Annotated in this window: 25 protein-coding genes and 1 riboswitch; of the genes, 11 read left to right on the top strand and 14 right to left on the bottom strand. The window is 60.1% G+C overall.

Annotated features, from left to right (window positions below; all coding sequences use genetic code 11):
- The first annotated feature begins 7 nt into the window (after window positions 1–7).
- A complete protein-coding gene (locus tag EV281_RS04410; protein WP_132651691.1) occupies window positions 8–589 on the top strand; it encodes a DUF2059 domain-containing protein in 582 nt (193 codons plus the stop codon).
- Window positions 590–817: 228 nt separating this feature from the next.
- The gene (gene gor, locus EV281_RS04405) at window positions 818–2,203 is read left to right on the top strand and encodes a glutathione-disulfide reductase (protein ID WP_132651690.1); all 1,386 of its coding nucleotides are present in this window, start codon (window positions 818–820) and stop codon (window positions 2,201–2,203) included.
- Window positions 2,204–2,258: 55 nt separating this feature from the next.
- Here the strand turns inward: gor and EV281_RS04400 are convergent, their stop codons facing one another.
- Window positions 2,259–3,542: a pilus assembly protein TadG-related protein gene (locus EV281_RS04400; protein ID WP_132651689.1), complete on the bottom strand. Its 1,284-nt coding sequence runs from the start codon at window positions 3,540–3,542 to the stop codon at window positions 2,259–2,261.
- Between the two features lie 347 nt (window positions 3,543–3,889).
- Between EV281_RS04400 and EV281_RS04395 the strand changes: the two genes are divergently transcribed.
- Window positions 3,890–5,263 (top strand): 3-deoxy-7-phosphoheptulonate synthase class II, encoded by a 1,374-nt coding sequence (locus EV281_RS04395; RefSeq protein WP_132652005.1) that lies wholly within the window; start codon window positions 3,890–3,892, stop codon window positions 5,261–5,263.
- Window positions 5,264–5,410: 147 nt separating this feature from the next.
- Here EV281_RS04395 and EV281_RS04390 read toward each other — a convergent pair whose 3' ends face one another.
- Window positions 5,411–6,223 carry a hypothetical protein gene (locus tag EV281_RS04390; protein WP_132652004.1) on the bottom strand — a complete coding sequence of 271 codons (813 nt, stop codon included), beginning with the start codon at window positions 6,221–6,223 and terminating at the stop codon, window positions 5,411–5,413.
- 274 nt (window positions 6,224–6,497) lie between these two features.
- Here EV281_RS04390 and tyrS point away from each other — a divergent pair, with 274 nt between their 5' ends.
- Window positions 6,498–7,784 (top strand): tyrosine--tRNA ligase, encoded by a 1,287-nt coding sequence (gene tyrS / locus EV281_RS04385; protein ID WP_132651688.1) that lies wholly within the window; start codon window positions 6,498–6,500, stop codon window positions 7,782–7,784.
- Window positions 7,785–7,837: 53 nt separating this feature from the next.
- Here tyrS and EV281_RS04380 read toward each other — a convergent pair whose 3' ends face one another.
- Genes EV281_RS04380 through EV281_RS04370 form a run of 3 tightly spaced genes read right to left on the bottom strand, consistent with a single transcriptional unit; the run spans window position 7,838 to window position 10,211 of the window.
- Window positions 7,838–8,029 carry a hypothetical protein gene (locus tag EV281_RS04380; RefSeq protein ID WP_207896867.1) on the bottom strand — a complete coding sequence of 64 codons (192 nt, stop codon included), beginning with the start codon at window positions 8,027–8,029 and terminating at the stop codon, window positions 7,838–7,840.
- 18 nt (window positions 8,030–8,047) lie between these two features.
- On the bottom strand, window positions 8,048–9,787 hold the full coding sequence (locus tag EV281_RS04375; protein WP_132651687.1) for a pilus assembly protein TadG-related protein: 1,740 nt from the start codon (window positions 9,785–9,787) through the stop codon (window positions 8,048–8,050).
- Between the two features lies 1 nt (window position 9,788).
- Entirely contained in the window at window positions 9,789–10,211 is a 423-nt protein-coding gene (locus EV281_RS04370; protein WP_132651686.1) for a TadE/TadG family type IV pilus assembly protein, read from the bottom strand.
- Between the two features lie 270 nt (window positions 10,212–10,481).
- Between EV281_RS04370 and EV281_RS04365 the strand changes: the two genes are divergently transcribed.
- Window positions 10,482–10,877, top strand: coding sequence for a GFA family protein (locus tag EV281_RS04365; RefSeq protein WP_132651685.1), 396 nt, complete (start codon window positions 10,482–10,484; stop codon window positions 10,875–10,877).
- A gap of 6 nt (window positions 10,878–10,883) precedes the next feature.
- On the opposite strand, the gene EV281_RS04360 is transcribed toward EV281_RS04365, so the two are convergent.
- The gene (locus EV281_RS04360) at window positions 10,884–11,126 is read right to left on the bottom strand and encodes a hypothetical protein (RefSeq protein WP_132651684.1); all 243 of its coding nucleotides are present in this window, start codon (window positions 11,124–11,126) and stop codon (window positions 10,884–10,886) included.
- Between the two features lie 99 nt (window positions 11,127–11,225).
- On the opposite strand from EV281_RS04360, the gene EV281_RS04355 reads away from it, so the two are divergent.
- Complete coding sequence (locus EV281_RS04355; RefSeq protein ID WP_132651683.1) at window positions 11,226–11,945, top strand: Crp/Fnr family transcriptional regulator; 720 nt, start codon at window positions 11,226–11,228, stop codon at window positions 11,943–11,945.
- Between the two features lie 185 nt (window positions 11,946–12,130).
- On the opposite strand, the gene EV281_RS04350 is transcribed toward EV281_RS04355, so the two are convergent.
- The 4 genes from EV281_RS04350 to EV281_RS04335 all read right to left on the bottom strand — a co-directional run bounded on the left by EV281_RS04350 (window position 12,131) and on the right by EV281_RS04335 (window position 15,768).
- Entirely contained in the window at window positions 12,131–12,961 is an 831-nt protein-coding gene (locus EV281_RS04350) for an alpha/beta hydrolase (RefSeq protein ID WP_132651682.1), read from the bottom strand.
- Between the two features lie 287 nt (window positions 12,962–13,248).
- Window positions 13,249–14,487: an MFS transporter gene (locus EV281_RS04345; protein ID WP_132651681.1), complete on the bottom strand. Its 1,239-nt coding sequence runs from the start codon at window positions 14,485–14,487 to the stop codon at window positions 13,249–13,251.
- Window positions 14,484–15,122 (bottom strand): winged helix-turn-helix domain-containing protein, encoded by a 639-nt coding sequence (locus tag EV281_RS04340; RefSeq protein ID WP_132651680.1) that lies wholly within the window; start codon window positions 15,120–15,122, stop codon window positions 14,484–14,486. Before EV281_RS04340 ends, EV281_RS04345 begins: the two co-directional genes overlap by 4 nt.
- A 109-nt stretch (window positions 15,123–15,231) precedes the next feature.
- A complete protein-coding gene (locus EV281_RS04335) occupies window positions 15,232–15,768 on the bottom strand; it encodes a DUF1003 domain-containing protein (protein WP_132651679.1) in 537 nt (178 codons plus the stop codon).
- On the opposite strand from EV281_RS04335, the gene EV281_RS31035 reads away from it, so the two are divergent.
- The 3 genes from EV281_RS31035 to EV281_RS04325 are packed head-to-tail and all read left to right on the top strand — an operon-like array spanning window position 15,767 to window position 18,498.
- Window positions 15,767–15,913: a hypothetical protein gene (locus EV281_RS31035; RefSeq protein WP_165911832.1), complete on the top strand. Its 147-nt coding sequence runs from the start codon at window positions 15,767–15,769 to the stop codon at window positions 15,911–15,913. The genes EV281_RS04335 and EV281_RS31035 overlap by 2 nt on opposite strands.
- A 44-nt stretch (window positions 15,914–15,957) precedes the next feature.
- The gene (locus EV281_RS04330; RefSeq protein WP_132651678.1) at window positions 15,958–17,637 is read left to right on the top strand and encodes an NAD+ synthase; all 1,680 of its coding nucleotides are present in this window, start codon (window positions 15,958–15,960) and stop codon (window positions 17,635–17,637) included.
- 27 nt (window positions 17,638–17,664) lie between these two features.
- Window positions 17,665–18,498: a TolB family protein gene (locus tag EV281_RS04325; protein ID WP_132651677.1), complete on the top strand. Its 834-nt coding sequence runs from the start codon at window positions 17,665–17,667 to the stop codon at window positions 18,496–18,498.
- A gap of 685 nt (window positions 18,499–19,183) precedes the next feature.
- Here the strand turns inward: EV281_RS04325 and EV281_RS04320 are convergent.
- Entirely contained in the window at window positions 19,184–20,251 is a 1,068-nt protein-coding gene (locus EV281_RS04320; protein WP_132651676.1) for a 3-deoxy-7-phosphoheptulonate synthase, read from the bottom strand.
- Between the two features lie 240 nt (window positions 20,252–20,491).
- Window positions 20,492–21,919, bottom strand: a complete 1,428-nt coding sequence (locus EV281_RS04315; RefSeq protein ID WP_132652003.1) for an MFS transporter — start codon at window positions 21,917–21,919, stop codon at window positions 20,492–20,494.
- Between the two features lie 155 nt (window positions 21,920–22,074).
- Window positions 22,075–22,266, top strand: a riboswitch (cobalamin riboswitch).
- Between the two features lie 41 nt (window positions 22,267–22,307).
- On the opposite strand from EV281_RS04315, the gene bluB reads away from it, so the two are divergent.
- Window positions 22,308–23,009 (top strand): 5,6-dimethylbenzimidazole synthase, encoded by a 702-nt coding sequence (bluB, locus tag EV281_RS04310; protein WP_132651675.1) that lies wholly within the window; start codon window positions 22,308–22,310, stop codon window positions 23,007–23,009.
- Between the two features lie 17 nt (window positions 23,010–23,026).
- Here bluB and EV281_RS04305 read toward each other — a convergent pair whose 3' ends face one another.
- Window positions 23,027–24,571, bottom strand: a complete 1,545-nt coding sequence (locus EV281_RS04305; protein ID WP_132651674.1) for an MFS transporter — start codon at window positions 24,569–24,571, stop codon at window positions 23,027–23,029.
- Between the two features lie 125 nt (window positions 24,572–24,696).
- Here EV281_RS04305 and EV281_RS04300 point away from each other — a divergent pair, with 125 nt between their 5' ends.
- Complete coding sequence (locus EV281_RS04300; RefSeq protein WP_132651673.1) at window positions 24,697–25,563, top strand: LysR substrate-binding domain-containing protein; 867 nt, start codon at window positions 24,697–24,699, stop codon at window positions 25,561–25,563.
- 23 nt (window positions 25,564–25,586) lie between these two features.
- Here EV281_RS04300 and EV281_RS04295 read toward each other — a convergent pair whose 3' ends face one another.
- Window positions 25,587–26,669 (bottom strand): DUF2865 domain-containing protein, encoded by a 1,083-nt coding sequence (locus EV281_RS04295; RefSeq protein ID WP_132651672.1) that lies wholly within the window; start codon window positions 26,667–26,669, stop codon window positions 25,587–25,589.
- Between the last annotated feature and the right edge of the window lie 45 nt (window positions 26,670–26,714).

The following is a 26,714-nucleotide window of genomic DNA, read 5'->3' as shown; positions in this document are numbered from 1 at the left end:
GAAACTCATGATGAATATTGCAGGTCTTGGCCGTCTTGCCGCTGCGACCATCGTTCTTTCCGGGCTTGCCTTCGGCTCTGCCGCAAGAGCGCAGGAAGTGTCCGAAGAGCAGCTCAAGGCTGCACGCGCAGCCATGGACGCGATCGGCGCAACCACCCAGTATGACAACATCCTGCCGGGTCTGGCCGAACGTCTGAAGGCCGGCCTGATCCAGGATTCGCCGAACTATCAGGACATCATCACCGCAACCGTCGACAAGCAGGCACTGGCCCTGGCGCCGCGCCGCGCCGACCTGGAAAAGGAAGCGGCACTTACCTATGCCAAGGCCTTTACAGTCGATGAACTGAAGGCGATCGCCGATTTCTACAATTCCGATGTTGGCAAGAAGCTGCTGCGTGACGGCCCGGTCGCCTCGCGCGAAACTGCCAAGGCTGCCGATATCTGGGCGCAGGGCATTTCCCGTGATCTGGAAAAGCAGAGCAATGCCGAGCTCTCCAAGGTCATCAAGGCTCCGCCGCCGGCCACCGACAGCCCGGTAGCGCCTGCTCCGGCAGCAGCACCGGCTGCCCCGGCACCTGCCAAGAAGTAAGACCATCCTTGATTTCGGCAAAAGCCCGGCCTCGTCCGGGCTTTTGTTTTTATGGGGCTGCCCTTATCTCTTTGTTCTGACGCAATTCCGGACGCAGAACCGCTGCACACTTCTGCTGGAATTGCTCTCTTTGCCTAACGCAATTCCGAACGCAGAACCGCTGCACACTTCTGCTGGAATTGCTCTATATGTGAACGACCCATCCAGCGATTCCCTCCGGAGATCATCATGCCTTCCTACGACTACGACCTCTTCGTCATCGGCGGCGGTTCCGGGGGGGTGCGCAGCGCGCGCGTCGCCGCTTCGCTCGGCAAGAAGGTGGCGATCGCCGAAGAATACCGCTACGGCGGCACCTGCGTGATCCGCGGCTGCGTGCCGAAGAAGCTCTTCGTTTACGCTTCACAATTCCACGAACATTTCGAGGATGCCGCCGGCTTCGGCTGGACGGTTGGCGAAAGCTCGTTCGACTGGAAGAAGCTCGTCGCCGCCAAGGATGGCGAGATCGCGCGCCTCGAAGGGCTTTACAAGAAGGGGCTTGCCGGCGCCAATGCAGAAATCCTGGAAACACGCGCCGAGCTCGTCGACGCTCATACGATCAAGCTCCTGAAGACAGGGGAAACCGTCACCGCAAAGACCATAGTCATTGCCATCGGCGGCAGGCCGAACCCGCATCAGGCACTGCCCGGCCACGAGCTCTGCATCTCCTCTAATGAGGCCTTCCATCTCGAAGAGCTGCCGAAATCCATCCTGATTGCCGGCGGCGGCTATATCGCCGTCGAATTTGCCAATATTTTCCATGGGCTCGGCGTCGAGACGACGCTGATCTATCGTGGCACCGAAATCCTCTCGCGCTTCGACGAGGACCTGCGCCGCGGGCTGCATGAAGCCATGGTTGCCAAGGGCATTCGCATCATCTGCCAGGATGTGATGGAGAAGGTAACCAAGGGCGAAAACGGCCTCGTCATCGAGACGATGAAAGGCGAGACGCTGAACGCCGGCGTCGTCATGCTGGCGCTCGGCCGCGATCCGAATACGCAGGGGCTGGGGCTCGAAAAAGCGGGGGTCGCGCTGAACGAGCGCGGCGCCATCATCGTCGACGATTACTCGCGCACCAACGTCGAGAATATCTATGCACTCGGCGATGTCACCGATCGGGTACAGCTGACACCGGTCGCGATCCACGAGGCCATGTGCTTCATCGAAACCGAGTACAAGAAAAATCCCACAAAGCCGGATTACGATCTCATTCCGACCGCGGTCTTCTCGCAGCCGGAGATCGGCACAGTCGGCCTTTCCGAGGAAGAGGCGGGCAAGCGATACAAGGAGCTGGAAGTCTATCGCGCCCAATTCCGGCCGCTGAAGGCGACACTGTCCGGCCGGGCGGAAAAGATGATGATGAAGCTGATTGTCGATGCGGAAAGCCGCAAGGTGGTCGGCGCCCATATTCTCGGCCACGATGCAGGCGAAATGGCGCAGATTCTCGGCATCACGCTGAAGGCTGGCTGCACCAAGGACGATTTCGACCGCACCATGGCACTGCATCCGACGGCAGCCGAAGAGCTGGTGACGATGTATGCGCCGAGCTACAGGATCAAGGACGGCCAACGTGTTTAGTTTGGGCCTGTGATTCTATCACAAGGCCTACCGAATAAGCGACAGGCGCGGATGCTTAGCTCGTTATGCGCGGTGCTCGGATGACCTTCAGGAACAGTTCCTTCATCGCATCGGCGATGCCCTGCGTCGGTGACACCTCGAAATAGAGTCCGGGCGAGGCGCAGGCCGCCATGCGCGTGGGGATCTCGCTCTGGAATGGCTTGATCCAGTCATTATACCAGGGGTTGCTCGGCAGCGGCAGGTAGGTGGTGTAGAGCACGGCGATCTTGACGCCGCGATCCTTCAACGGCTTACAGAAAGAGGTATCTATCGGCTCCTGACAGCGGCCGCCGGTCGTCTTCTTCGTGCAGGTCGAAGGCTTGTAGCTGTCGCCGACGCCATCCGCCACGAAGAACAGAATCTTTTCCGGGCTGATATTCGACGTTCCGTCACCGGCCGGATCGATGATGGTGTTCATCTGAGTCATGGCGCCGTCGAAGCTGGTGAGCTGGTCGCTGTTGTAATTCTGATACGGAATGGTCATCAGATCGACGGCGTCGGTGTAGTTCTTCACTTTCGTCAGATCCGAGGTCAGGCCTGATATTGTCGTCAGCTTGGCATCCTCGGCCTTGGTGCCGAACGTATAGACACCCATGCGGAACTGGTCGGCGCTGACGCGCTCGTTCTTGGCGGTATCAGTCAGCGCCTGTGTTGCCTGGCGCACCACGTCGATGCGCATCGCGACACCGAGGCTCTTCGCAATTGTATAATTGTTCGTGCTGGCGTCCATCTGGTGGCAGGCGAAGGCGCAGCCGGTCTTGGCCTCCAGCTTGGAAACGTCGGCCGGGGTCGCGCCGACGCCCATGGAGGGAGTATTGTCGAGCAGGATGTAGAAATCCATGAAGGAGGCAGTCTGATATTCCGCCGTCGCCGTACCCGATATGGTGATCGTATCCTGGCCGAGAACATGCATGAAGGTGGTAGGCACGGAGGCGGTGAAGGAGACGAGCGAATTGAGCTTGTTGGCCGTCTTGGTGACGTCGATTTTCAGCTCTACCGGGATCGAGGTCAGTTCACCTGACATTTGCGAGAAGAAGATGTTGCGGGCGTCCGTCTGGGCGACCGAGATGGTGCCATTGCCCGGCATGGTCATGGCGGCCTGGACGGCATCGGCTTTTTCGGAAACGGAGCCGACAGCTGCGGCATCGGCGGCAGCATAAAGCTGGGTGCGCAGGCTCAGCGCATGGGCATAATCGAGGGCGAGGCCGGCTGTGCCGACCAGCGGCACCATCAAAAGTGCCGTCATGATCCCGAAATTGCCTGATCGGTCCGCCAGAAAAGTAGACGGAAGGATGCCCATGCCGTGTCCCCTTATTATTTAGGGTCCGCTTTACATAAGAAATCTAAAAAATCTGGCAAACCGGATAGTATATGTCGGTTTAATGGTTGTAACGGCAGGGTATTTTACCCGTTCACCGGGCGCTAGCAGCAGCGGAGAAATGGCTGCCGGAGCGCGGTGAAACCATTCGCACGTCTCGGCTTTTCGAATTTGAGCATTAGGCCTTTTGAAAATCGATTCCCATTTTCGGGCCGGCGCTTTAGGGCGCCGAATGCGCTAGGCAAGGGGAGCCGAAAGGTTTATAAGCCGCCGGACTATTTAACGGGCAGGCATCCGGGGCAAACCGGATGGGGAAGCAGATGAGTGACATGGCACAGAATTGGACCCCGAGCAGCTGGCGGAACAAGCCAATCCAGCAGGTTCCGGAATATCCTGACGCGGCCGCGCTGGCGGCGACGGAAGCCATGCTTGCCACCTATCCGCCGCTCGTTTTTGCCGGTGAAGCCCGGCGTCTGACGAGCGCACTCGCCAATGTCGCCGAAGGCAACGCCTTCCTGCTGCAGGGTGGCGACTGCGCCGAGAGCTTCCTGGAACATGGCGCCGACAATATCAGAGACTTCTTCCGCGCCTTCCTGCAGATGGCCGTCGTCCTGACCTTTGGCGCCCAGCTGCCAGTCGTGAAGGTTGGCCGGATCGCCGGCCAGTTCGCCAAGCCGCGTTCGGCGCCGATGGAAACGCAGAATGGCGTTTCCTTGCCGAGCTATCGCGGCGATATCGTCAACGGTATCGAATTCACACCGGAAGCCCGCATCCCGAACCCGGAGCGCCAGCTCGACGCCTACCGCCAGTCGGCTGCGACGCTGAACCTGCTGCGCGCCTTCGCGATGGGCGGCTATGCCAATCTCGACAACGTGCACAAGTGGATGCTCGGCTTCGTCAAGGATAGCCCGCAAGGCGAGCGCTACAGCAAGCTTGCCGACCGCATCAGCGAAACCATGGATTTCATGAAGGCGATCGGCATCACCTCCGAAAACAATCCGAGCCTGCGCGAGACCGATTTCTTCACCAGCCATGAAGCATTGCTGCTCGGCTACGAAGAGGCGCTCACCCGCGTCGATTCCACGTCTGGCGATTGGTACGCGACGTCAGGCCACATGATCTGGATCGGCGACCGCACGCGCCAGCTCGACCATGCACATGTGGAATACTTCCGCGGCATCAAGAATCCGATCGGCCTCAAATGCGGCCCGTCGCTGCAGCCCGACAATCTGATCGAGCTCATCGACGTGCTGAATCCGGCCAACGAAGCCGGCCGCCTGACGCTGATCTGCCGTTTCGGCCATGACAAGGTGGCAGACAACCTGCCGAAGCTCATCCGCGCTGTCGAGCGCGAAGGCAAGAAGGTCGTCTGGTCCTGCGACCCGATGCACGGCAACACGATCACGCTCAACAGCTACAAGACCCGTCCCTTCGAGCGGATTCTCTCGGAAGTAGAAAGCTTCTTCCAGATCCACCGCGCCGAAGGCACGCATCCGGGCGGCATCCATATCGAAATGACCGGCAAGGACGTGACCGAATGCACTGGCGGCGCCCGCGCCGTCACCGCCGAGGACCTGCAGGACCGCTACCACACCCATTGCGATCCGCGCCTCAACGCCGACCAGGCGCTGGAGCTTGCATTCCTGCTCGCCGAGCGCATGAAGGGCGGCCGGGACGAGAAGCGGATGGCTGCTAGCGCGTAAGACGCGGTGACTAGCAAACAGGGTTGAAAGCCCGGCGCTCCAGCGCCGGGTTTTTCGTTTGTGGAGCGACCTGTTGAGCGTTCGCCATGCTCGGGTTTATCCCGCGCGCCAGGCCGAAGAGCCCTGACTTCTTCCGGACTTTAGATATCACTGAACTTGAACATGAAGATGGTCGTCGTGACGTGCGGCGCGGCATCCCTGGAAGCGCACATGATCATCGGTGATACCGAGCTTGTTCGTCAGATGCGGCTCCAGGAAGATCTTCTCCACTGCGAATCGGGTCACACCCTCGGTCGTCAGCCAATGGATGGCCGCGACCATCCGCTGCTCTTCGAGCCGATAGTCTGGAAATAGCGGCTGGATCGCTTTCAGATCCCAGCGTCCAGTCAGCCAGTCATTCCGCCCCTTGCACCGCTGCTCGTCACTGGCGGCGGGTTGTTCGAAGGCGAAATAGCCGATCGGAGATCGGGTGACACCGTCAAGGAAGCTGCCGTCGGCATCCTTGTAATAATAAGCAAAATCGATCTTCCTGCCGTCGGCATGCGTCAGGTGCGGCAATAATGGAAATCCACTCAGGAACGGAAAATTCGCATCGAGCGCGACGGTGGTCGTGCCGGGAAATTCCTTGTCCATCTCTTCGGCAAGGGCATATGCCAGTTCACCTACCTGCGGGGTGACATAGTTGCGATTGAAGGCGCAGTAGATCGGTGAGCGCACGACGAGCTTGTTTGCGTCACTTGCCAGGCAGGGCAGGGAAACGCGACCGAATATCGGCGCGATCAGGCCGGTCGCGAACGTCAGGCCGACATAAACAAACAGGAAAAGTGCTGCTCTCAGCCAGAATCGCCGCACTGCCCAAAGACGCGATATCGCCAGCGCGATCAGATAGGCGATCCCGCCGATCTGGGTGAGGAGCGTCAGGAAGAGCACAATGGCGACGTGGAAGATGAAGCGGAGCACGGAGTGACTTTGCGAACCGGAGTTGCGATTTCTCACCTTGCCATTTTCTTGGGCCACGATACAAGGAGACGTTCCCGGCGATACAGAAAGACAAAACTCCTTGTCGGCATGCTGTACGCCATGTATGCATGACGCATGACCTGTGTACCGACCCTTTCCGGCCTGTATTACGCGCTGCTCCCATAGAGCGGCGACGGTCATCTTTGAAGCCCGAAACGCCGCACGGTCGGCGGCGTCGTGTTTCAGCAGAAGGTCTCCGGCCTGTTCGGCCCTTATGGAGACCCTTATGAGCATCAATTTTCAATCATTCCCCCGGCTTCGATCGGACTTCCTGCGCATTCTCTCGGAGCGCGGCTTTATCCAGCAATGCACCGACCTTGAAGCACTCGATAACTGGCTCAGCGCCGGGATTGGTACGGGCTATAACGGTTTCGACCTGACGGCGGACAGCCTGCATGTCGGGCATCTCATTCCCATCATGATGCTGCGCTGGTTCCAGAAGACCGGCAACAGGCCGATTGCGTTGATGGGCGGGGCGACGACGAGGCTCGGCGATCCGAGTTTTCGCGATACGTCGCGTCCGTTGCTCAACGAAGAGCAGATTGCCGGCAATCTAGCCGGTATCCGGCGCATCTTCGAACGGTTTCTGACTTTCGGCGACGGGCCGATGGACGCGCTCATGGTCAACAATGCCGATTGGCTGGGCAGCCTCAGATATCTGGATTTCCTGCGCGATGTCGGTCCTCATTTCTCGGTCAACCGCATGCTGACGTCCGACAGCGTGCGTCAGCGGCTGGAGCGGGAGCAGTCTCTCTCACTGCTCGAATTCAACTACATGGTCATGCAGGGATATGACTTCCATGTGCTGGCCGAAAACCACGGCTGCCTGCTGCAACTCGGCGGTTCCGATCAGTGGGGTAATATTCTCAGCGGCGTGGAATTCGGCCGGCGCGCCGGCGGGCGCACGCTGTTCGGCCTGACGGCGCCGTTGCTGACAACGGCCTCGGGAGCAAAGATGGGCAAGAGCGTGTCGGGTGCGGTCTGGCTGAATGCCGAGCGCCTGTCGCCCTACGGGTTCTGGCAGTTCTGGCGCAATACCGAGGATGCCGATGTCGGCCGATTTCTACGGCTCTTCACTGAGTTGCCGCTCGATGAGATTGCCCGGCTGGGGGCGCTGCAAGGCTCCGAGATCAACGTGGCGAAGAAAGTGCTAGCCGATGAGGTGACGCGGCTCTGCCATGGTGCGGACGCGGCGGAGGAAGCCTCGGAAACATCGCGGCGCATGTTCGAGGAGGGCGAGACAGCGGCGGGCCTGCCGACCGTCGCAGTCGGCAGCAACGCTCTGCGCGACGGACTACTTCTGCCGGATGCCCTTGTGATGGCAGGGCTTGCAAAGTCGAGAAGCGAAGCACGCCGGCTGATCCTGGGCGGCGGCGTGCGGGTCAATAGCCGCGCCGTCTCGGATGAGGCGATGCGGATCGGTCATGCGGACATGGAGAACCGCATTATCCGCCTGTCGGTCGGCAGGAAGAAACACGTACTGTTGCGGCTGGAACCGTGATGTCATCGGAAGCGGGCGCCGATGTCGCTGCGCAAGCGCGCTGCGCCATGACCTTATACGGCCTGACGCTTGCGAAAATGCTGCTGCAGGAACGTCTGGGCCTTGAGAAAGCTCCATGTCCTGGCAGAGCCGGATATAAAACCTTCATCATTCAGAATGTCACTCAATGGTGATGCGAAGAGTTCGGCGGCTTCGTTGCGGTCGGGCGCGTTTTGCCCGAGCACCGCGCCGAGGGCCTTGAGCATGGTGCGACGCTGCTCCTGCTACTGCACCAGTACCGATTGCTGGCAGCGCACATCCGTGACCCGCACATCGGCTTCGCCGATCTTGATGCCGAGCAGGGTCAGCGTGTTGTAGAGCAATTCGTCGAGCGGCTGGGTGAGGCCGGTCAGCGTATCGGCGACAGCGCCCTGGATGACCGATTTCGGCAGGCCGATGCCGAGGCCGAAGATGGTGACCTGGGCATCGGTGTTGCCGAGCAGGGTGGCGACGGTCGAGGTCAGCGTGTCCTTGGTCGAGACATTCTTGATGGTCTTGGCGGCAATATCCTGCGGATGAAAGGTCAACCGGGTTTTGCTCTGATTGGTGACATTGACCTCAGCGAGCGCGGAGACGCTGAGAAGGGTGGCATCGATGATCTTGGCTCTAGTGACGCGCGGCTTGCTGCCGAAATTGGCAAAGGCGCTGGTGTCGACATCGCCGAGATCGACTTCGGCTACACCGGGAACGACATCGATGCCGACATCGGCATTTTGGGCAGTGGCTCCAAGGCAGGAAATGCTCGCGAGCTTGGCTTCCGCATAGGCGACCTCGACATAGAGCGGCACGCGCAGCTTGATGCCTGCAACAGAGCCGATGCCGAGAGCATTCACCTCGATTGCAAGCCGCACCTGGGCGGTACGGACGACGGCACCCGTCGTCCCGACCCTGTTGGAGGCCATTTCCTTCGGAGGCTCGCCGATCGCTAGCGTGAGTTTCGCGGCGGCAAGACCGGGGACGGCGGTATTCAGATTGACGGCGACCTGCTTCTTCTGGTTGGCGGCGATAGCGGCGGCCGAGAGTATATCCATCACGCTGGCATCGACGGAAAGATGCGAGCCGCTGCCGATCATCCTTTCGCCCGCGGACCCGAGGTTCAAAAGATCTTCGAGCTTCAGCTTGACCTGCGTGGTGCCGAGTGCCTTCTCGATCGCATCGAGCGCCTTCGTTGTCGTAGATGTCAGGCCGGTGGTCTTCTTCAGCGTTGTGAGCAGGCGAGGGTAGGAGATCTCCGTCGCCAGTACATCGTCATAACTGCCGGCGGTGAGATTGAGATCGGTCGCCAGAGTATCGAGGAAGGAGAGCAACTCGACATTGGCAGCCGCCAGTGCGGTGTAATCGGCGACCTTGAGGGAAAGTGTGGTTCCGAGCAGGCTTCCGAGCAACGCATTCAGCACACCGTCATTGAGGCTCGCAAGCCGCGAGCCGATGGAAAAGGCGGCGAGCTTCGCGGCGGAGGCCGTGCCCGTGGCGCTCAGGGTCGGCGCAGGGGCAAATACAGCGGCAAATGTCAGCTCGGCCTTCTGGCTAAGGTTCACTCTCGCTGCATCGTAAGGTTGTGCGCCGGGCGAGAAACGGCTGCCGAGCGCCATGGACGTATCGGCAACATAGGTACCGGGCACCAGGTTTGCGATCGCATCAAACGTTTCGAGATCGGCCTCCGAAAGCTGCCTTTCTCCCTGTTTCGTTTCATAGCCACTTGCGGTTTTGACCGCGACGTTCAAGCCGTTCTGGCTGAAATTGGTCACCAGGTTCTTAGCCGCATGGTTGATGTCGGAGGCAGCGACGATAGCGCCGACATCGCTCAATTCCTGCAGGCGGCGCTGCTGCAGCGTCATCATGCCGTAGTCGATGCCGAGGCCGAGCGTATAGAGTATGAGCGGCGCGCAAAGGGCCGAGATAATCGCGATGTTGCCGCCCGTATCGGCTGCGAAGCGGGCTGGCCAGGCACGAAATGTCGACATGTCAGATGCCTCCCATCCGGATCGTCGCGAAACGGCGGATCATGTGGTCGGGCAGGGGAAATGTGTAGAGATTCCAAATCGGAAGGTTCGAGGCGTCATAAGTCGCGGAGACAGTGAACTGGTTGGCATTGGCCGGATCGGTGGTAACGCTGACCTGCAGCTTCGAGCGGTCGAGCAGCGGGTGGTCGATCGTCGATCGGGAAATGAAGTCGTTGACGAGCTGCGTGCGCTCCTGGCTGGTAAGACCCGCGACAGCCGTGCGCGCGGCATCCGCAGTCAACTGCTGAACGGAATGGGCTGCGCTGAGATAGATACCATAGGCGATCATCGTCAGCAGGATCAGGATGAAGACGGGTGCGATGATCGCAAACTCGATGGCGGCGGCGCCCGCATTATTAGCGTGAAAATTGCGATACAGCTTCATATTTCACCTCGCTTGCTGCCGAGCCCTGTTCCCGATCAGCTGCAGCGACTTTAAATCAGAATTTGTTAATTTTGATTTATCTAATAAACGTAATGGCTGTATTTGATGAGTGATACCATCCGGGCGTCGTCATAAGCCTCTATGATCGAGCCTGCAGTTCGGATCTCTGCTTTTCCACTGGATCAGTTTTCCTGAAACCTTAGATCAGCGTTTTGGATTTGACCCACGATTGCGCCGACGCCACTCTCCCGAATGGTTTCGGAGATGGCAATGAGTGAACGTTATACGGGTGGGTGCCTGTGCAGTTCGGTGCGGTTCGAAGCGCGGGAAAAGCCCGATGTCGTGGTTGGCTGTCATTGCTCGCAGTGCCGGCGGCAGACCGGGCTTTATTATGCCTCGGCCGACCTGCCGGCTTCGGCTGTCTCCGTCACCGGCGAGGAAAACCTGCGCTGGTTTCAGTCGAGCGATGCGGCAAGGCGCGGTTTTTGCTTACAATGCGGCTCGGCGCTCTTCTGGCAGCGGATCGGCGCGCCGAAAATTTCTATCCTGGCCGGCGCCTTTGATCAGCCGAGCGGACTTACGTTCGGCTATCATATCTTCTGTGCCGACAAGGCAGATTTCTACGAGATTCCCCCAGGCGTACCGCAATACGTAACGCGCCCTTAGCGTCTGTTATCGTACGTCGATCCACTCATGACGGAAGAAAAGGGTCGATACTGAGAGCACCTTTCCGTCCTCGTCTCGCACCTTGACCGAAATTGTCGCCCGATCCGTTGTCGGCAGTTCGTCGCTTGCGAGCCCCACCAATATCTTGGTGACCTCATGTACAATATCGCTGCGTGTGCCGATTTCGATACCATGTTCGTCTCGCAGAGGTCCGTCGCCATTGCGCAGGTCAAAGTAATACCGGCTCATTGAAAGCTCCTCATTTCTGCTGGAGCTAAAGCCTCGCATTGAAAAATGTTCCTTTCGACCAAGTTTTCATTGGAGCACGAACAGATCCAACGGACTCCCATGATTGAGGCACTTTTGCTGAATCTTCGAAGCCGCGATGTTCTCTCTGCGGCGGAATGTACCCGCTTGCGCGAGATGATCGTCAATGGCCGCACCTTCGTGCCAGGTGAAGACATCGTCGTCGAGGGTTCGCGTCCAAGCTACAGTACGTTGATGATCGAAGGGCTGTCCGCCCGGTATAAGAGCTTGAGCGATGGCTCAAGGCAGATTACGGCGCTGCAGGTCCCAGGCGACTTCGTTGATCTGCACGCCTTTCTACTGAAAAAACTCGACCATGGCATCGTCGCCTTGTCGCCTTGCCGGGTCGCATTCGCAGATCACGCCGACTTGAGGAATATTTCCGAGACGATGACACATCTGGCGCGGTTGTTGTGGCTGACGACGATCATCGATGCCGCCATCAATCGCGAGTGGATCTCGTCAATGGGGAGGCGATCAAAACGGGCTCACATCGCTCACCTCATTTGCGAATTGTACCTCCGCCTGCGGACGGTGGAGCAGGTTGACGACTGGTCTTTTCGACTGCCATTGACCCAAGCGGAACTCGCCGATGTAATGGGAATTTCGCTTGTCCACGTCAACAAGACGCTCCAGACGTTGCGACGCGAAAACGTCTTCACCTGGGAAAACAGGACACTGAGAATCATTGATTGGAATCGGCTGCAGGAAATTGCCGAATTCGACGACTCATATCTGTCGTTGAGAGTGGAACCGCGGTAAGAAACGTCTGCCGCAATTGCGTTGTCTCTTCACGGCCGGCCTTTTTTTCCGTCATACTCGGAGTCTTAAACTCTATCCGTGACGGCTCCTCGACACGACTGGATGACGTTGCGTCAGCGTCGGCCGTTTATAACAAACGATGACGCGCCAAGTGGCGCGCCTCGCATTGCGTTTCAAGGAAAAATTCAGCCCTGGATGAAGGCCAGCAGATCCGGATTTATGATTTCCGGATGCGTGGTGCACATGCCGTGCGGCAGTCCGGCATAGGTCTTCAGCGTGCCGTTCTTGAGCAGCTTGGCAGAAAGCGGCGCAGAGTCGGTATACGGAACGATCTGGTCGTCGTCGCCATGCATGACGAGAACCGGCACGGTGATCTTGGTCAGATCGTCGGTAAAGTCGGTTTCGGAGAAGGCCTTGATGCAATCGTAATGGGCCTTGGCGCCGCCCATCATGCCCTGACGCCACCAGTTTTCGATCACACCCTGGCTGACCTTGGCGCCCGGACGGTTGAAGCCGTAGAAGGGCCCGGTCGGGACATCCAGGAAGAACTGGGCGCGGTTGGCAACGAGCGCTGCACGGAAACCGTCGAAGACTTCGAGTGGCAGGCCGCCCGGATTCTTGTCGGATTTGACCATGACGGGCGGTACGGCGCCGATGATCACAGCCTTGGCGACGCGGCCTTCCTTGGCGCGGGCAACATAGTGGACGACTTCGCCGCCGCCGGTCGAATGGCCGACATGGATAGCATTCTTGAGGTCGAGCGCATCCGTCAGTGCGGCAACGTCCGCAGCATAGGTGTCCATCTCGTTGCCTTCGAAGGTCTGGGTGGAGCGGCCGTGACCGCGGCGATCATGAGCGATGACGCGGAAACCCTTGTCGAGGAAGAACATCATCTGGTTGTCCCAATCGTCGGCGCTGAGCGGCCAGCCGTGATGGAAGACGATCGGCTGGGCGTCCTTCGGACCCCAATCCTTGTAGAAGATTTCAGTTCCGTCCGTGGTCTTGATGAAAGGCATGGTCTGGCTCCGATTTTTTGAAGTTACTGGATTGGTTGCGGCAAATGTGGCTTTCGGCAGGGCGAGAGCTGCAATGGGCTCAGGCCCGTCTGCGGAAGGAAGTTCCGCCGTGTAGTCGTCAATGCAATGCTGTGTTCATTCATAAGTGTGGCATCGTCACCTCGGTGTGGCATCTCCGCGCCTCTTCGACGAGAACAAGCTCACTCACTTCCGCAGCGATACGAATTAACCCTCGTAAATTGATGCAAAGCAAAAATGACGGCAATGCGCCATTAGACGTAATAGGCTCACAAAGACAGTATGTTATCCGCAAACTTTTTCTTTTCGAAGCCACGGAAGCTGCCGTGTGCGAGCGGCGCGAGCGTGGCTGCGAAATAGGCAAGGCCCGTCACGAGCAATGCCGCGGAAAGCCCCCAGGCGTTGATCAGCAGACCGCCGACCAGCCCGCCAACAGGCAGCAATGCCCAGCAGAATGCGGCATTCAGCGACGTAACGCGGCCGATCAGCGGCTTTGGCGTACGCTCGAAGAGCACGGCCGAGAGAATGGGATTGAGGAATCCCGAGGCAAAGCCGCCGATGGCGAGCGTGACAAAGATGAGGGCGAGCGGCGAATCGAGCGCAAAGACGAGGAAGCGCGGGAAGCCGGTCAAAAGGAAGGCCACCGTGTAGACGGCAAGGCGCGGCAGCCGTTCGCCGATCATGGCAGCAATGACCGCGCCGGCAATCGAGGCGCCGGAGAAGATCGCAAAGAGTGTTCCGAGCAGGACGGGGCCATGGCCGGAGCCCTGTATCCAGACGGGCAGGAGTACGGTGGCAAGCGCCTGATCGAACAGATTGGTTGTCGCCACCATCAGGGTCATTGCAACCAGGACCGCATCCCGGCGCAGGAAAAGCCAGCCCTCCGCGAGTTCCCGTCCATAGGCGGTAATACCAGCAGCTTCAGCTTTTGGAGCGTGCCGCAACCTCGGAATGCCGGCTGCAACCATCACGGCGGCAGCGGCGAAGGTGAGGGCGTTGACGGCAAGTGCCTGGCTGGGTCCGATCAGGGCGATCAAAGCACCGGCGCCGGCCGCACCCGCCGTCGATGCCAGGCGCTCGATGGCGCCGACGACGCCGGTCACGCGTTCCAGCGGCACGGAGGCAAGCTTGGCGATATCAGGCACCATGGATTGTTTGGCGGCATCGGACGGACCGCGCAGCAGGCCCATGACAAAGACGATCGGCAGCAGGATCGGCATGGTCAGCATGCCGATGAGATGGAGCACAGGCACAAGGCCGACTGTCATAACCGAGACACTGTCGCAGATGAGAGCGATGCGCTTCGGACCGAGGCGATCGATCAAGGGGCCGCCGAGCGCCTTGGCGACGACATAGGGCAGCATTTCCATCATGGCGACGAGGCCGGTCAGCATCGGGCTGCCGGTCGTGCTCAGCACGAGCCAGGGGACCGCGATACCCGACAGCCGCGTGCCCGAAATGGACAGCGTTTCCGCAATCGCGAGCGCGACGAAGGGGCGGCGGCTCATGGCTCGTTCTCGTCCTCGTCGTGCGGCAGGCGGCCCGGATAGGGGAAGGCGTGCAGCATGATCGTGAAGGGCACCGTCGCGGGCGGCAGGGGCTCGCCCAGTGGCGGTGCCTCGCTCATTGCTTCGAGCAGGATATCGTTCAACCGCTTCGTGAGGGCCTCTGCCTTTTCAGAGGTCAATGGAATGATGATGTCGCTTGCGGTGCTCGCCTTGCGCCATTCGAGCGGCAGCTCGGCATATTCTTCCGCGGCCTTCTGCATCTGGCTAACCTGCTGCGAGAGGATTGCCTGCGCAAAGGCAACGTCCATATCAAAAGCCTCGCCTTCGGTTTCCGCGGGGCGAATCGAAGTCAGCTCGTGGCATGCCCTCCACCGGCGGTCGCGGCGCGATGGTCCGGGCGCATCCTCGATGAAGCCGTATTGGGCGAGCTGGCGCAGGTGATAGCTGGTCGCGCCGCTATTGAGGCCGAGGCGTGTTGCAAGTTGCGTCGCTGTCGCCGGCCCATCGATGCGGAGCATGCCAAGCATTCGCAAGCGGACGGGATGGGCGAGCGCCTTCAGGGCGGTGACATCAGGAGCAACCTGGCTAACGCTACGGGATATCGGTGACGCAGGTGGAGGAACAGGTGTTTTCATGGCGGCAGTCTAATACCGCAAACAAATCTTTGCAAAGTTTTCTTGCAAAAATAAAAACATGAATTTCCTCGGCAATTTTAGATGTTTAATTCTTTCCGTTTCAACGGCCTCAGGCCTGCCCGCGCTCCGCAAGGACGGCATTCAGCCGGGAAACATCCTCGCGCAGAGCGGTCAGTTCCGTCAGCACTCGCATATCGATCTTCTGGTGCAGAGACAGCACTTCCAGCTCGGCCTTCAGGTTCACCTCATAATCCTTGGCGGCCTCGAAACGATCGCGCTCGGCCTGCCGGTTCTGCGACATCATGATGATCGGCGCCTGGATGGCGGCGAGCATGGAGAGGATGAGGTTCAGGAAAACGAAGGGATAGGGGTCGAAGGCGCGGGTCATCAGGAGCACGGTGTTGACGATCGTCCAGAAGATCAGAAAGGCGAGAAATGCGATGATGAAGGACCAGGAGCCGCCGACGCGGGCGATGCTGTCGGCCAGCCGCTCGCCGAAGGAGGCTTCGGCGGAAAAGGCGGCATTGACGTCGGTGGAGATGATCTTGCGCTCATGTGCCTTGGCGAGCACTCGCTTTTCTATATCACCCAGCTCGTCTGCCGGCTTGCCGAAATGCAGATGAACGAAATTCGGAAAATTAGACATGGCACTGTCCCATAAATGGATCGCTGTGGCGCGCAGTATTTCGCCGCAGCGGCAAATTGCAATGCATATTGCCATCGCGCAAGGTAAACACAGAGGTAGCAGTGCCGTTCATCAAAAATTCGTCGCTGCCGGCTACGGCTTTTGAAGCGGCTTATTGCGGTGCACGAAGGGGCGGATTAAATGAATGACATGACACAAGAAAACGCTCTCTCCCATACGTTCAACATCGCCATCGCCCAGCTGAACCCGACCGTTGGCGATGTCGCCGGAAATCTTGCTAAAGTGCGCGAGGCGCGTGCCGATGCCGCGCGGCAGGGCGCGCATCTTTTAATGATGACCGAGCTTTTCATCTCCGGTTACCCACCGGAAGATCTGGTTCTAAAGCCGGCCTTCATCCGCGCCTGCTGGAAGGCGGTAGAAAGCCTCGCTGCCGATACTGCAGATGGCGGGCCGGGCATCGTCATCGGCTTCCCGCGCCAGGACGAGACGGGCCGCTATAATTCCATCGCCGTACTCGACGGCGGCAAGGTGATCGCGGTCCGTGACAAGATCGACCTGCCGAACTACGGTGAGTTCGATGAGAAGCGCGTCTTCGACCAGGGCGCCATGCCGGGACCTGTCAATTTCCGCGGCGTACGCATCGGCATTCCGATCTGCGAAGATATCTGGGGCGACCTCGGCGTCTGCGAGACGCTCGCCGAAAGCGGGGCGGAAATCCTGCTCGTTCCGAATGGCTCGCCCTATTATCGCGGTAAGGTCGATATCCGCCATCAGGTGGTGCTGAAGCAGGTGATCGAAACCGGCCTTCCGATGATCTATGCCGCCCAGCTCGGAGGCCAGGACGAACTCGTCTTCGACGGCGCAAGCTTTGCCTTCAACGCCGACAAGTCGCTCGCCTTCCAGCTCAGCCAGTTCGAAACGGCGCTTGCGGTCACCACCTGGAAGCGCACCGACAATGGCTGGCATTGCTCGGAAGGGCCCATGGCACGCATTCCGGAAAGCGAAGAGGCCGATTACCGCGCCTGCCTGCTCGGCTTCCGCGACTATGTGAACAAGAACGGCTTCAAGAATGTCGTGCTCGGCCTTTCGGGCGGTATCGATTCGGCAATCTGTGCAGCGATTGCCGTCGACGCGCTCGGCGAAGAGCGGGTGCGCACGGTCATGCTGCCGTACCACTATACATCAGAGGATTCGCTGAAAGATGCGGCCGATTGTGCCAAGGCACTCGGCTGCCGCTACGATATCGTGCCGATCGAAGGACCGGTGACGGGCTTTTCCTCGGCATTGTCGAACCTCTTCGAGGGTACCAACAGCGGCATTACCGAAGAAAACCTGCAGAGCCGTGCGCGCGGCACGATCCTGATGGCAATCTCCAACAAGTTCGGCTCGATGGTGGTGACAACAGGCAACAAGTCGGAAATGTCGGTCGGTTACGCCACGCTTTACGGCGACATGAATGGCGGCTTCAACCCGATCAAGGACCTCTACAAGATGCAGGTCTATGCGCTCGCCCGCTGGCGCAACGAGAATGTGCCGCCGGATGCGCTCGGTCCTTCCGGCGTGGTCATCCCTCAGAACATCATCGACAAGGCGCCGTCGGCAGAGCTTCGCCCCGACCAGAAAGACCAGGATTCGCTGCCGCCCTATCCGATTCTGGACGACATTCTCGAATGCCTGGTGGAGCGGGAAATGGCAGTCGAAGAAATCGTGGCGCGCGGCCATGATGTCGAGACGGTGCACCGCATCGAGCATCTGCTCTATCTCGCCGAATACAAGCGCCGCCAGTCGGCGCCGGGCGTGAAGATCACCAAGAAGAATTTCGGCCGCGACCGGCGCTATCCCATCACTAATCGGTTCCGGGATCGCTGACAGGTTCAAAGTCCGGGAGGGGAGGAGATGCGCAGCTCTGTTGAAATCTACAATGTCAGGCGAGGCGAAAGCCGCGTCGTCTGGCAGACGGAGGCGCTGGTGGAGGCGCCGAACTTTTCCCGCGACGGCGCCTATCTGCTCATCAATGGCGACGGGCTGCTCTATCGCCTGCGTCTCGACGGCAGCGACTTGGTGGAGCGGGTCGATACCGGTTTCGCGGTCAACTGCAATAATGATCATGGCATTTCGCCCGATGGCGAGGAGATCGTCATTTCCGACAAGACCGAGTTCGGCAAGTCGGCGATCTACATCCTGCCGATCGAGGGCGGCAAGCCGCGGCTGATCACGAAGAACCTGCCATCCTATTGGCACGGCTGGTCGCCCGACGGGCGCGAGCTTGCCTATTGCGGCATCCGCAACGATGTCTTCGATATCTACACGATCTCGGTCGATGGCGGCGAGGAGAAGCGGCTGACGCATGGCGAGGGCCGCAATGACGGGCCGGACTGGTCGGCGGACGGGCAGTGGATCTATTTCAACTCCAGCCGCACCGGGCTGATGCAGATCTGGCGCATTCATCCCGACGGCACGGGTCTTGAGCAGGTGACATCGGACAATTACGGCAACTGGTTCGCCCATCCGTCGCCCAACAACGACAAGGTGCTGATCCTCTCCTACGACCCAGACGTTTTCGATCATCCTCGCGATCTCAATGTGCGTCTCAGGATGATGGATATGGATGGCGGCAACCTGACGGAATTGTTCGAGCTCTTCGGCGGGCAGGGCACGATCAACGTGCCGAACTGGTCGCCCGAAGGCGATGAATTCGCTTATGTGCGGTATTTCCCGGTGACAGCTTGAGAAGGCGCACCGCAATTTGATGAGCGGGCGGTGTGAGCTCACTGATTAGTGGGATCCGTTTTCCGCCGGGCACGGTGTTTCAGAAGCGCGGTTCACAGTAATTCTTGAGTGCCCTCCGACACTTTGCAGCTGCACGGATACAGACTCGCCTCGGGAAGGGGCGAATTTTGAATCGATACTCGACACTGTGGTCTGTCCGAGGGGAAACGCCACGACGGTCGTCTCAGGTCGACCATACCTTGATGTGAATGAATAGAAGACGGTCGAGGCGAACTCATCAACGCCTCCATCTCGAGTTTTCGCCACGCTGGCGATCTTGTTGTTGTTATCGCAAACGAAAAGACTGACCTCCGCGCCATTAACATACCATTGACCGGGAAGATCAGGTGAAAGCACTCTCACCTTCCAACCCCGCTCGCTTGAGATGCGACGGGCCTCATCTAGTGAGCTACCGAGTTTAAAAACACTTGGGCTATCAGCTGTGTCAGCGTTGGCAAGCTCGGCATTGAATTCCAAAGCTGATGCTATACAGCAGGCAAAAAGCAAACGAGCACGGGCGGCAATCAAGTTTCTTGTCCTTAAAATATTCAGTCGTAAGGTGTTACGATTGCATCGATGCCGCCGGCTCCACAAGCCATTTTGTGAATAGGCGGCGGGCTTTGCCCGCCGCGACTGATGCAGCGACTCAGGCAGCAACAGCAGCCTTGCGGCGGTCGCGGACGGCCTTTGCCAAATCCTCGAGCACATCGACAGACATGTCCCAACCGATGCAGCCATCGGTGATCGACTGGCCGTAGACCAGCGGCTTGCCGGGAACGAGATCCTGGCGGCCGGCGACGAGGTTGCTCTCGATCATCATGCCCTTGATATGGTCGTTGCCGGCGACGATCTGGCCGGCGACGTCGTGGACGACCTTCGGCTGGTTCATCGGGTCCTTGCCGCTATTGGCGTGGCTGGCGTCGATCAGCATGCGCGGGTTGATACCGAGCTTGATGGCCTCAGCGATGACGGCCTGGACGTCGGCTGCCTCGTAGTTCGGGCGCTTGCCGCCGCGCAGGATGATGTGGCAGTCCTCGTTGCCGCGGGTGGAGGCAATCGCTGCCTGTCCGTCCTTGGTGACGGCCGGGAAATGGTGCGGCTGGGAAGCGGCGATGATCGCGTCGAGCGCGACACGCGCACCACCATCCGTGCCGTTCTTGAAGCCGATCGGGCAGGAGAGACCCGAGGCGAGCTGGCGGTGGATCTGGCTTTCGGTCGTGCGTGCGCCGATGGCGCCGTAGCTGACGAGATCGGCGATGTATTGAGGCGTGATTGTGTCGAGGAATTCACAGCCGGCCGGCAGGCCCATGGCGTTGATGTCGAGCAGCAGCCGGCGAGCGATACGCAGACCTTCCTCGATGCGGTAGCTGCCGTCGAGATGCGGGTCGTTCACCAGACCCTTCCAGCCGACGGTGGTGCGGGGCTTCTCGAAATAGACGCGCATGACGATTTCGAGATCGCCTGACAGGCGTCGTCGCTGCTCCATAAGGCGGGATGCGTATTCGCGGGCGGCTGCCGGATCGTGGATCGAGCAGGGGCCGATGATGACGAGCTGGCGGTCGTCCTTGCCCGTCAGGATATTGTGGATCGTATCGCGCGTGCTGGTCACCGTCTCGGTGACGGCGGCGTCACGCGGGATTTCCGAGATGATGTCGGCAGGCTTGGTCAGCGGGGTGATCTCGACGATGCGCAGATCATCAATAGTATCAGTCACGGTATGCTCTCCTGTTTGGTCATACCGTGCGGAACAAAAAAGCCGCCAGGTAGACTAGCGGCTGTTCGGGTTGTCGTCGCGTTAGTTTCGGTTACGCACAGACCCGCATCCGCTGGGAGCAGCGGTACGAATAAAATCGCGATGCGTAAACGGACGAAATCGACATGCGGCCTATGTAGCCATGCCGATGCAGATTGTCACGCGGAATCTGTGAGGAAAAATGACAGGTCCGTGAAGTTTTCAGCGGCTTTCCGCCAATGCCTCTTCTTGTGCCTCTTCCCGAACCTCTTCCGGCTCCGCATGCCTATGTTTGCGACGCCGCGTCGTCAGCTCCTCGCCGGCATTGGCGGGCAGGCGCAGGAAGGTGATGCAGGCAAGCGCGGAGATCGCCGCCACGATGAAGAAGGCGGTGTGGAAATCTGAAACCAAGAGCTTGCCGCCGTGGAAGCTCGAGGAGATTTCCAGGATCGTGCCGGCGACTGCAACGCCCATGGCCATGGAGATGCGCTGCGCTACCGCATTGATGGCGGTTGCCTGGCTGCTGTCGGCATCATCCACATCGCCGAAGGCCATGGCGTTGACGCCTGAGAAGGCCATGGAGCGCAAGAGACCGCCGACGAGGAGACAGCCCATGATGACGGGGAGCGGCGTTTCGGCGGTGAAAAAGCCGTTCACGCCAAGGAAGATTGCGGCCAGGAAGGTCGTTAGCGCGATGACGTTGCGGAAGCCAAAGGCGTTGTAGGTGCGCATGGCTGCGAATTTCGAGCCCATCGAGCCGAGCGCGCTGATGAAGGTGATCGAGCCCGATTGCAGCGGCGTCAGGCCGAAGCCGAGCTGCAGCATCAACGGCATGAGGAAGGGCAACGCACCGAGGCCCATGCGGAAATTCGAGGCACCGAGGATCGAGGCCCTGAACATCGGATAACGGAACATCTTGGGGTCGAGCAGCGGATGCCGCGTGCGCCTGGCATGGATGAAATAGAGGATACCGGAGACGATGCCGACGGCGACGGTAATATAGCCGTAGACCACGGGAACGGCCGGCAGGCTGATGACCGAGACGCCAAAGACGAAGCCGGCAAAACCTATCCCTGAGAGGAAGAAACCTCGAAAATCCATCGGCTTCGGGCTGCGCGGCTCGATCGCCGGGAGGAAGCGGGTGACAAGGATGATGCCGATAATGCCGATCGGCACATTGATCCAGAAGATCCAGTGCCAGCTCAAATAGGTCGTCAGGAAGCCGCCGATCGGCGGGCCCATGATCGGGCCGATCAGCGCCGGAATCGTCAGCCATGCCATGGCATTCACCAGCTGGTGACGTGGCGTGCCGCGCACCAGCAGCAGGCGCCCGACCGGCGTCATCATCGAGCCACCGGCACCCTGTATGAGGCGGGAAACGACGAAGGCGGCGATCGAATTGGAAAAGGCGCAGGCGACGGAGCCGACCATGAAAACGAAGATGGCCAGGCGGAAGATGTTGCGCGCGCCGAAGCGATCCGACATCCAGCCGCTGACCGGAATGAAGATGGCAAGCGCCACGAGGTAGCTCGTTACCGCAAGCTTCAGCGCGATCGGCGAGGTGCCGATATCGGCAGCAATCGCCGGCAGGCTGGTGGCAATCACGGTCGAATCCATCTGTTCCATGAACAGGGCGACCGCAAGGATCATCGGCGTTAGACGGGACAAAGGGCAACCGGGATGCAAGGAGACAGGATTCGGCGCGCCAGCGGCGTCGATTGGATTTGATTTTCGTTCTAGGCCAGCATTTTCAACCTGTCCACGAAATGAATGTCGCATGCCGCTTGCTGCCGTGGCGTTTCCGCGCCATAGATCGCCCGTCAGGTGCCCGCTTTCACAAGCGGGAGAATCGGGAATCCGGTGCGAGACCGGAACGTGCCCAACGCTGTAAGGCCGACGCCCGCCGCCCAACGACGCCACTGGCCGCAAGGCCGGGAAGGCTGCGGCGAAGCGAATGACGCCAAGTCAGAAGACCGGCCTGACAAGATAGACCCAACCCGCGCGGACGGCGGGCGGTTGCGTTGTTGGGGATTTGACGATGCGACCCATTGATGATGCCGTTTGTCCGGCATCCAGTTTTTCTGCGGCCGAACGCGAGGCTGTCTATCACGCTATCATGACGCGGCGCGATGTGCGCAGCCAGTTCCTGCCCGATCCCTTGCCGGATGATCTCGTCACGCGATTGCTGACGGCAGCCCACCACGCGCCCTCGGTCGGCTTCATGCAGCCGTGGAATTTCATCCTGGTGAAAAACGCCGAGGTCCGGGCGCGGGTGCGCGATGCCTTCGCGAAGGCCAATGAGGAGGCGGCCTTGATGTTTACCGGCAAGCGACAGCAGGCATATCGCTCGTTGAAGCTCGAAGGCATCGTCGAGGCACCGCTCGGCATCTGCGTCACCTGCGATCCCACGCGCGGCGGCAGCGTGGTGCTAGGGCGCACGCATAATCCGCGGATGGACAGCTATTCCACCGTCTGCGCTATCCAGAACCTGTGGCTTGCGGCCCGTGCCGAAGGCGTCGGCATCGGCTGGGTCAGCATATTCAGGGAGGGCGATCTGAAGGCGATCCTCGGCATTCCCGATCATATCGAAGTCGTGGCTTGGCTCTGCGCCGGCTTCGTCGACCGGCTCTATGACCAGCCGGAACTGGCGGTCAAAGGCTGGCGGCAGCGGGTGGCGCTGGAAGAGCTGGTTTATCACGACGGCTGGGGGCAGGTGCAAAGCGAGGCCGCGCCGGTTTGAGCCGGCGCGGGTATGTGTCATTCGGCGGGCTGGGTACTGCAATCCCTGGCGCAGGCGGGTGCCTTCCGATGGCCAAAAGTAAGGAAACTCACAACAGCGAGAAGCCAGACGCCGATCGCTCCATAGAGCATGACGCCGCCAAAGCCCGCGACCAGCGCATCATGGACCGTCTCGGCCGGAATATCGGGCAGGGCGGCGATGTTGCCGGCGGATATCCGTTCGGCAAGCAGGCGCAGCTCGCCGGCACCCATCGAGTTTGGCAAGGCATTCTTCAGATTGGAGAGCACGCCGCTGTAGAGGATGAAGCCCATGACGGCGATGTTGATGGCGAGCGAGATCATCCGGGCGCTCATGTCGATGCCGGAGGCCATGCCTGCGCGGTCGCTGGAAACCGCACCGGTCGTCGTGTTGGTGACCGGAGTGTTGGTGAAGCCAAGCCCGATGCCGGCAAAGAGAGCACCGGGCAGCATCGTCAGCCAGCTTGGCGCGGCGGCAGCACTGCCTGACTTCATCAGCAGGAAGCCGAGCCCGATAGTAAAGAGGCCGCCAGGAATGATGATGCCAGGTCGGTAGCGCAGCATCAGCCGTTCGGCCAGCGGCGGCACGACCAGCGTCGGCAGCGTATAGGCCAACAATGCGATGCCGGCGGCCATACTGCCGTAACCGAGGCCGGCTTCATACCAGATCGGCAGGTAGATCATGAAGGGCCAGAAGCTGATGTTCATGGCAGCCGACCCGATGATCGCGCCCGAGAAGGCGCGGATGCGGAAGACCGAGGCATCGAACATCGGCCGCGGGTTCAGCCGCTCGGCAATGATGAAGGCAATGAGACTTGCTGCGGAGAGGGCGATGATGCCGAGTGCGGCGGGACTGGCGAAGCCCAGAGCCGGTCCTTGGGTGATGAAGAAGGCAAGACAGAAGACAGACAGCGAAAGGGTGGCAATGCCGACAATATCGAGCCGGCCTGCGCCGGGATCGCGCGATTCCTCAATGCCTGGCAGAGCGAGCGCTATGGTTACGGCAGCCAGCACCGCATGGATGAGGAACACCCATTGCCACCCAGCGGCCGCCACAATGGCAACACCGATGATCGGACCGAAGCCGAGGCCGAGGCCGAAGATGATGCCCCACCAGCCGAAGGCTATGCTGCGAGCGCGGCCCTCCTGGAATTGATGGGACAGGACGGCTACCTGGCAGATCAGCATCACGCCACCGCTCATGCCTTGCAGAAAGCGGGCGGCAATCAGCAGAGAGGCATTCTGTGCGAGACCGGCAACGAGCGAGGTGAGGCCGAAGGCGGCAATACCGATCAGGAAGACGCGCTTGCGGCCGTAACGATCGGCGATGGTGCCCGCCGCCATCAGCACCGTGGTGACGGCGATTGTGTAGGCATTCATGATCCATTGTAGGCTGCTGAAATCGGCATGCAGCACCTTTTCCAGTGTCGGCAGGATCGCCGGTACGCTCGATATTTCGAGACCGAACATGAGGGAGGACAGACAGGCGGCTATCAGGGCAACGATGCCACGTGTGCGAGAGGATAGAAGAGAAACAGGACGCATGCTTTGGCCTTTCGACGTTGAGGCGGAAAAGGGTGACATGCCCTTCCGCCCGTTTGCGTCAGCATAGGCGGGACTTGATCATTACAGAATTGGATGATTAAGTATTTCAGTCATAACAAATCTGGATGACTGGCTTCACCATGCTCGATGTCGATTCCGTTCAGGCCTTTGTGGCCATTGCCGATAACAGGAGCTTCACCCGAGCCGCCACCGCGCTCGACAGCACGCAAGGCGCAATCAGCGTCAAGCTGAAGCGGCTCGAGGAGCGGCTTGGCCACCGCCTGATCGAGCGCACGCCGCGGCTGGTGCGGCTCTCGGCGCAGGGCGCAGTGTTTCTCGACGCTGCAAGGGAATTCCTCGCTGCCCATGACCGGGCCGTCGCAGCCCTTTCCTCGTCGCGCCGTCGTTTCAGGCTGGGCATAGCGGCCCACGTCGCCGGCCCGGAAGTGCCGACGCTGCTTGCACGCCTCAATGCGCATGATCCGGGGCTGACGATCGAGGTGCGGCTCGACAATTCATGCGCGCTGCTCGACGCTTTCGATCGCGGAGATCTGGATGCGGCGATCATTCGCCGGGAAGAGGATCGGCGCGACGGCGAGGTTCTGGCGCCGGAGCATTTCAGCTGGTTTGCCACGCCGCAATTCGAATACCGCCGAGGCGAACCGCTGCGGCTTGCGGCGCTTTCGCCCGATTGCAAGGTGCGGGATATCTGCACCCGCGCGCTCGATGCCGCCGGCATCCCCTGGATCGAGGTCTTCCTTGGCGGCGGCTCTTCGGCTGTGACCGCCGCCGTGTCTGCAGGGCTTGCCGTCTCGACCTTCTCCCATCGCCTGGCGCCTGTCGGCACGGTGGATGTCGGCGAGCGCTTCGGCCTCCCACCGCTGCCATCTTCGGAAGTCGTGCTGCATTCGACGCTGACGGATGCGAAATCGCGCGCGGCGCTGCGCACGCTGGCGGCAGCCTTCCGCGAACATCATCGCTCGTCGACCTGAAGAAAAGCGCGTTTTGGTGTCGACTATGGCTGCTGTTGGGGCTGCGGACCGGATACCGCTGGATTGGCGAGGTCGATCTTACCCTGATCGCCAGCAAGGAATTGCGGGCCGACTTGCCGGACCCTGGTTGCAGGATCGTAGGGGCGGTCGGGCACCTGTGCCTGTGGAGCGGGCGGGGCGCCTGCGCTCTTCGGCGCTTGCGTCTGGATCGTGGTGATCGAGCCCTTCGGCTCGGTCACCGGTGCAGAAACTGACTGGCTCTTGCGAATCTCGTCGTAATAGGCCGTCAGATTGCAGGAGCAGGCAGATTTTTCGCCGGGTGCGCGGGTCTTGTAGGCGAAGGCGTTTTTCATCGCGCTATAGGGTGCGCCGGTTGCCGCCGAGATCATGTTTGCGGCATCGCCGCTCGAAATGTCACGATAATAAAGCTCCGTCTCCACGCCGGGGCACATCTTTGAGCAGGTTGCGGCATCGCGGCCGAAATCGACCGAGGTCGCATTGTTGCTGATCGGGAAGAAGCCGCCGTCGCAGGTGCGCACGCAAATGGTGCTGACCGGAGAAAGCATTTCTGCGCGCGGCAAGCCGTACCGCTCGCCGCCGCCAAGCGGGATGAAGGTATCGCCGCGCATGGCCTGTTCCTCGATGGAGGGAGCAGGCGCATAGGCATCACCCTGTACGGGTTCGCTAAAGCTGTCGCTGTTGCAGCCATTATCCTCAAGGGCGGCCAAAAGGCCTTCGCGGGCCGGATCGGCACCGGAGTCGCGCAGCTCGTTGCGGCGGTCCTGCAGGTAGCGGATATTGTCCACCATCTTGGCTTCGGATTGTTCGAGCTCGCTGCAGAAGCCGGCATTCTCGCCACCGACCACAACCATGCTGCCGGAGGTGCAGCCATATCGGCGCAGGTCGCTGCGTACCTTGCGCAGTTCGAGATTCTGTTCGGCAAGCGCACCTGCATATTGGCGCATCTCAGCCCCATTACCATTGCCGATCGATTGCGGCAGGTCGGCAAGGCGCCCGCGCAGATCCTCGCAGATCGCATTGGTCTCAGCGGCTGCAGGAGCCGCGAATGCCAGAAAGAAGACGAGATACAGGTTTCGGCGCTTCACGACGTCGTTCCGGAATGAGAAAAGGCATCCATTGGCGAATTGCGG

Source organism: Rhizobium sp. BK418, assembly GCF_004341105.1.
Classification (GTDB): domain Bacteria; phylum Pseudomonadota; class Alphaproteobacteria; order Rhizobiales; family Rhizobiaceae; genus Rhizobium.
This window is presented reverse-complemented; position numbering and strand designations above follow the sequence as displayed.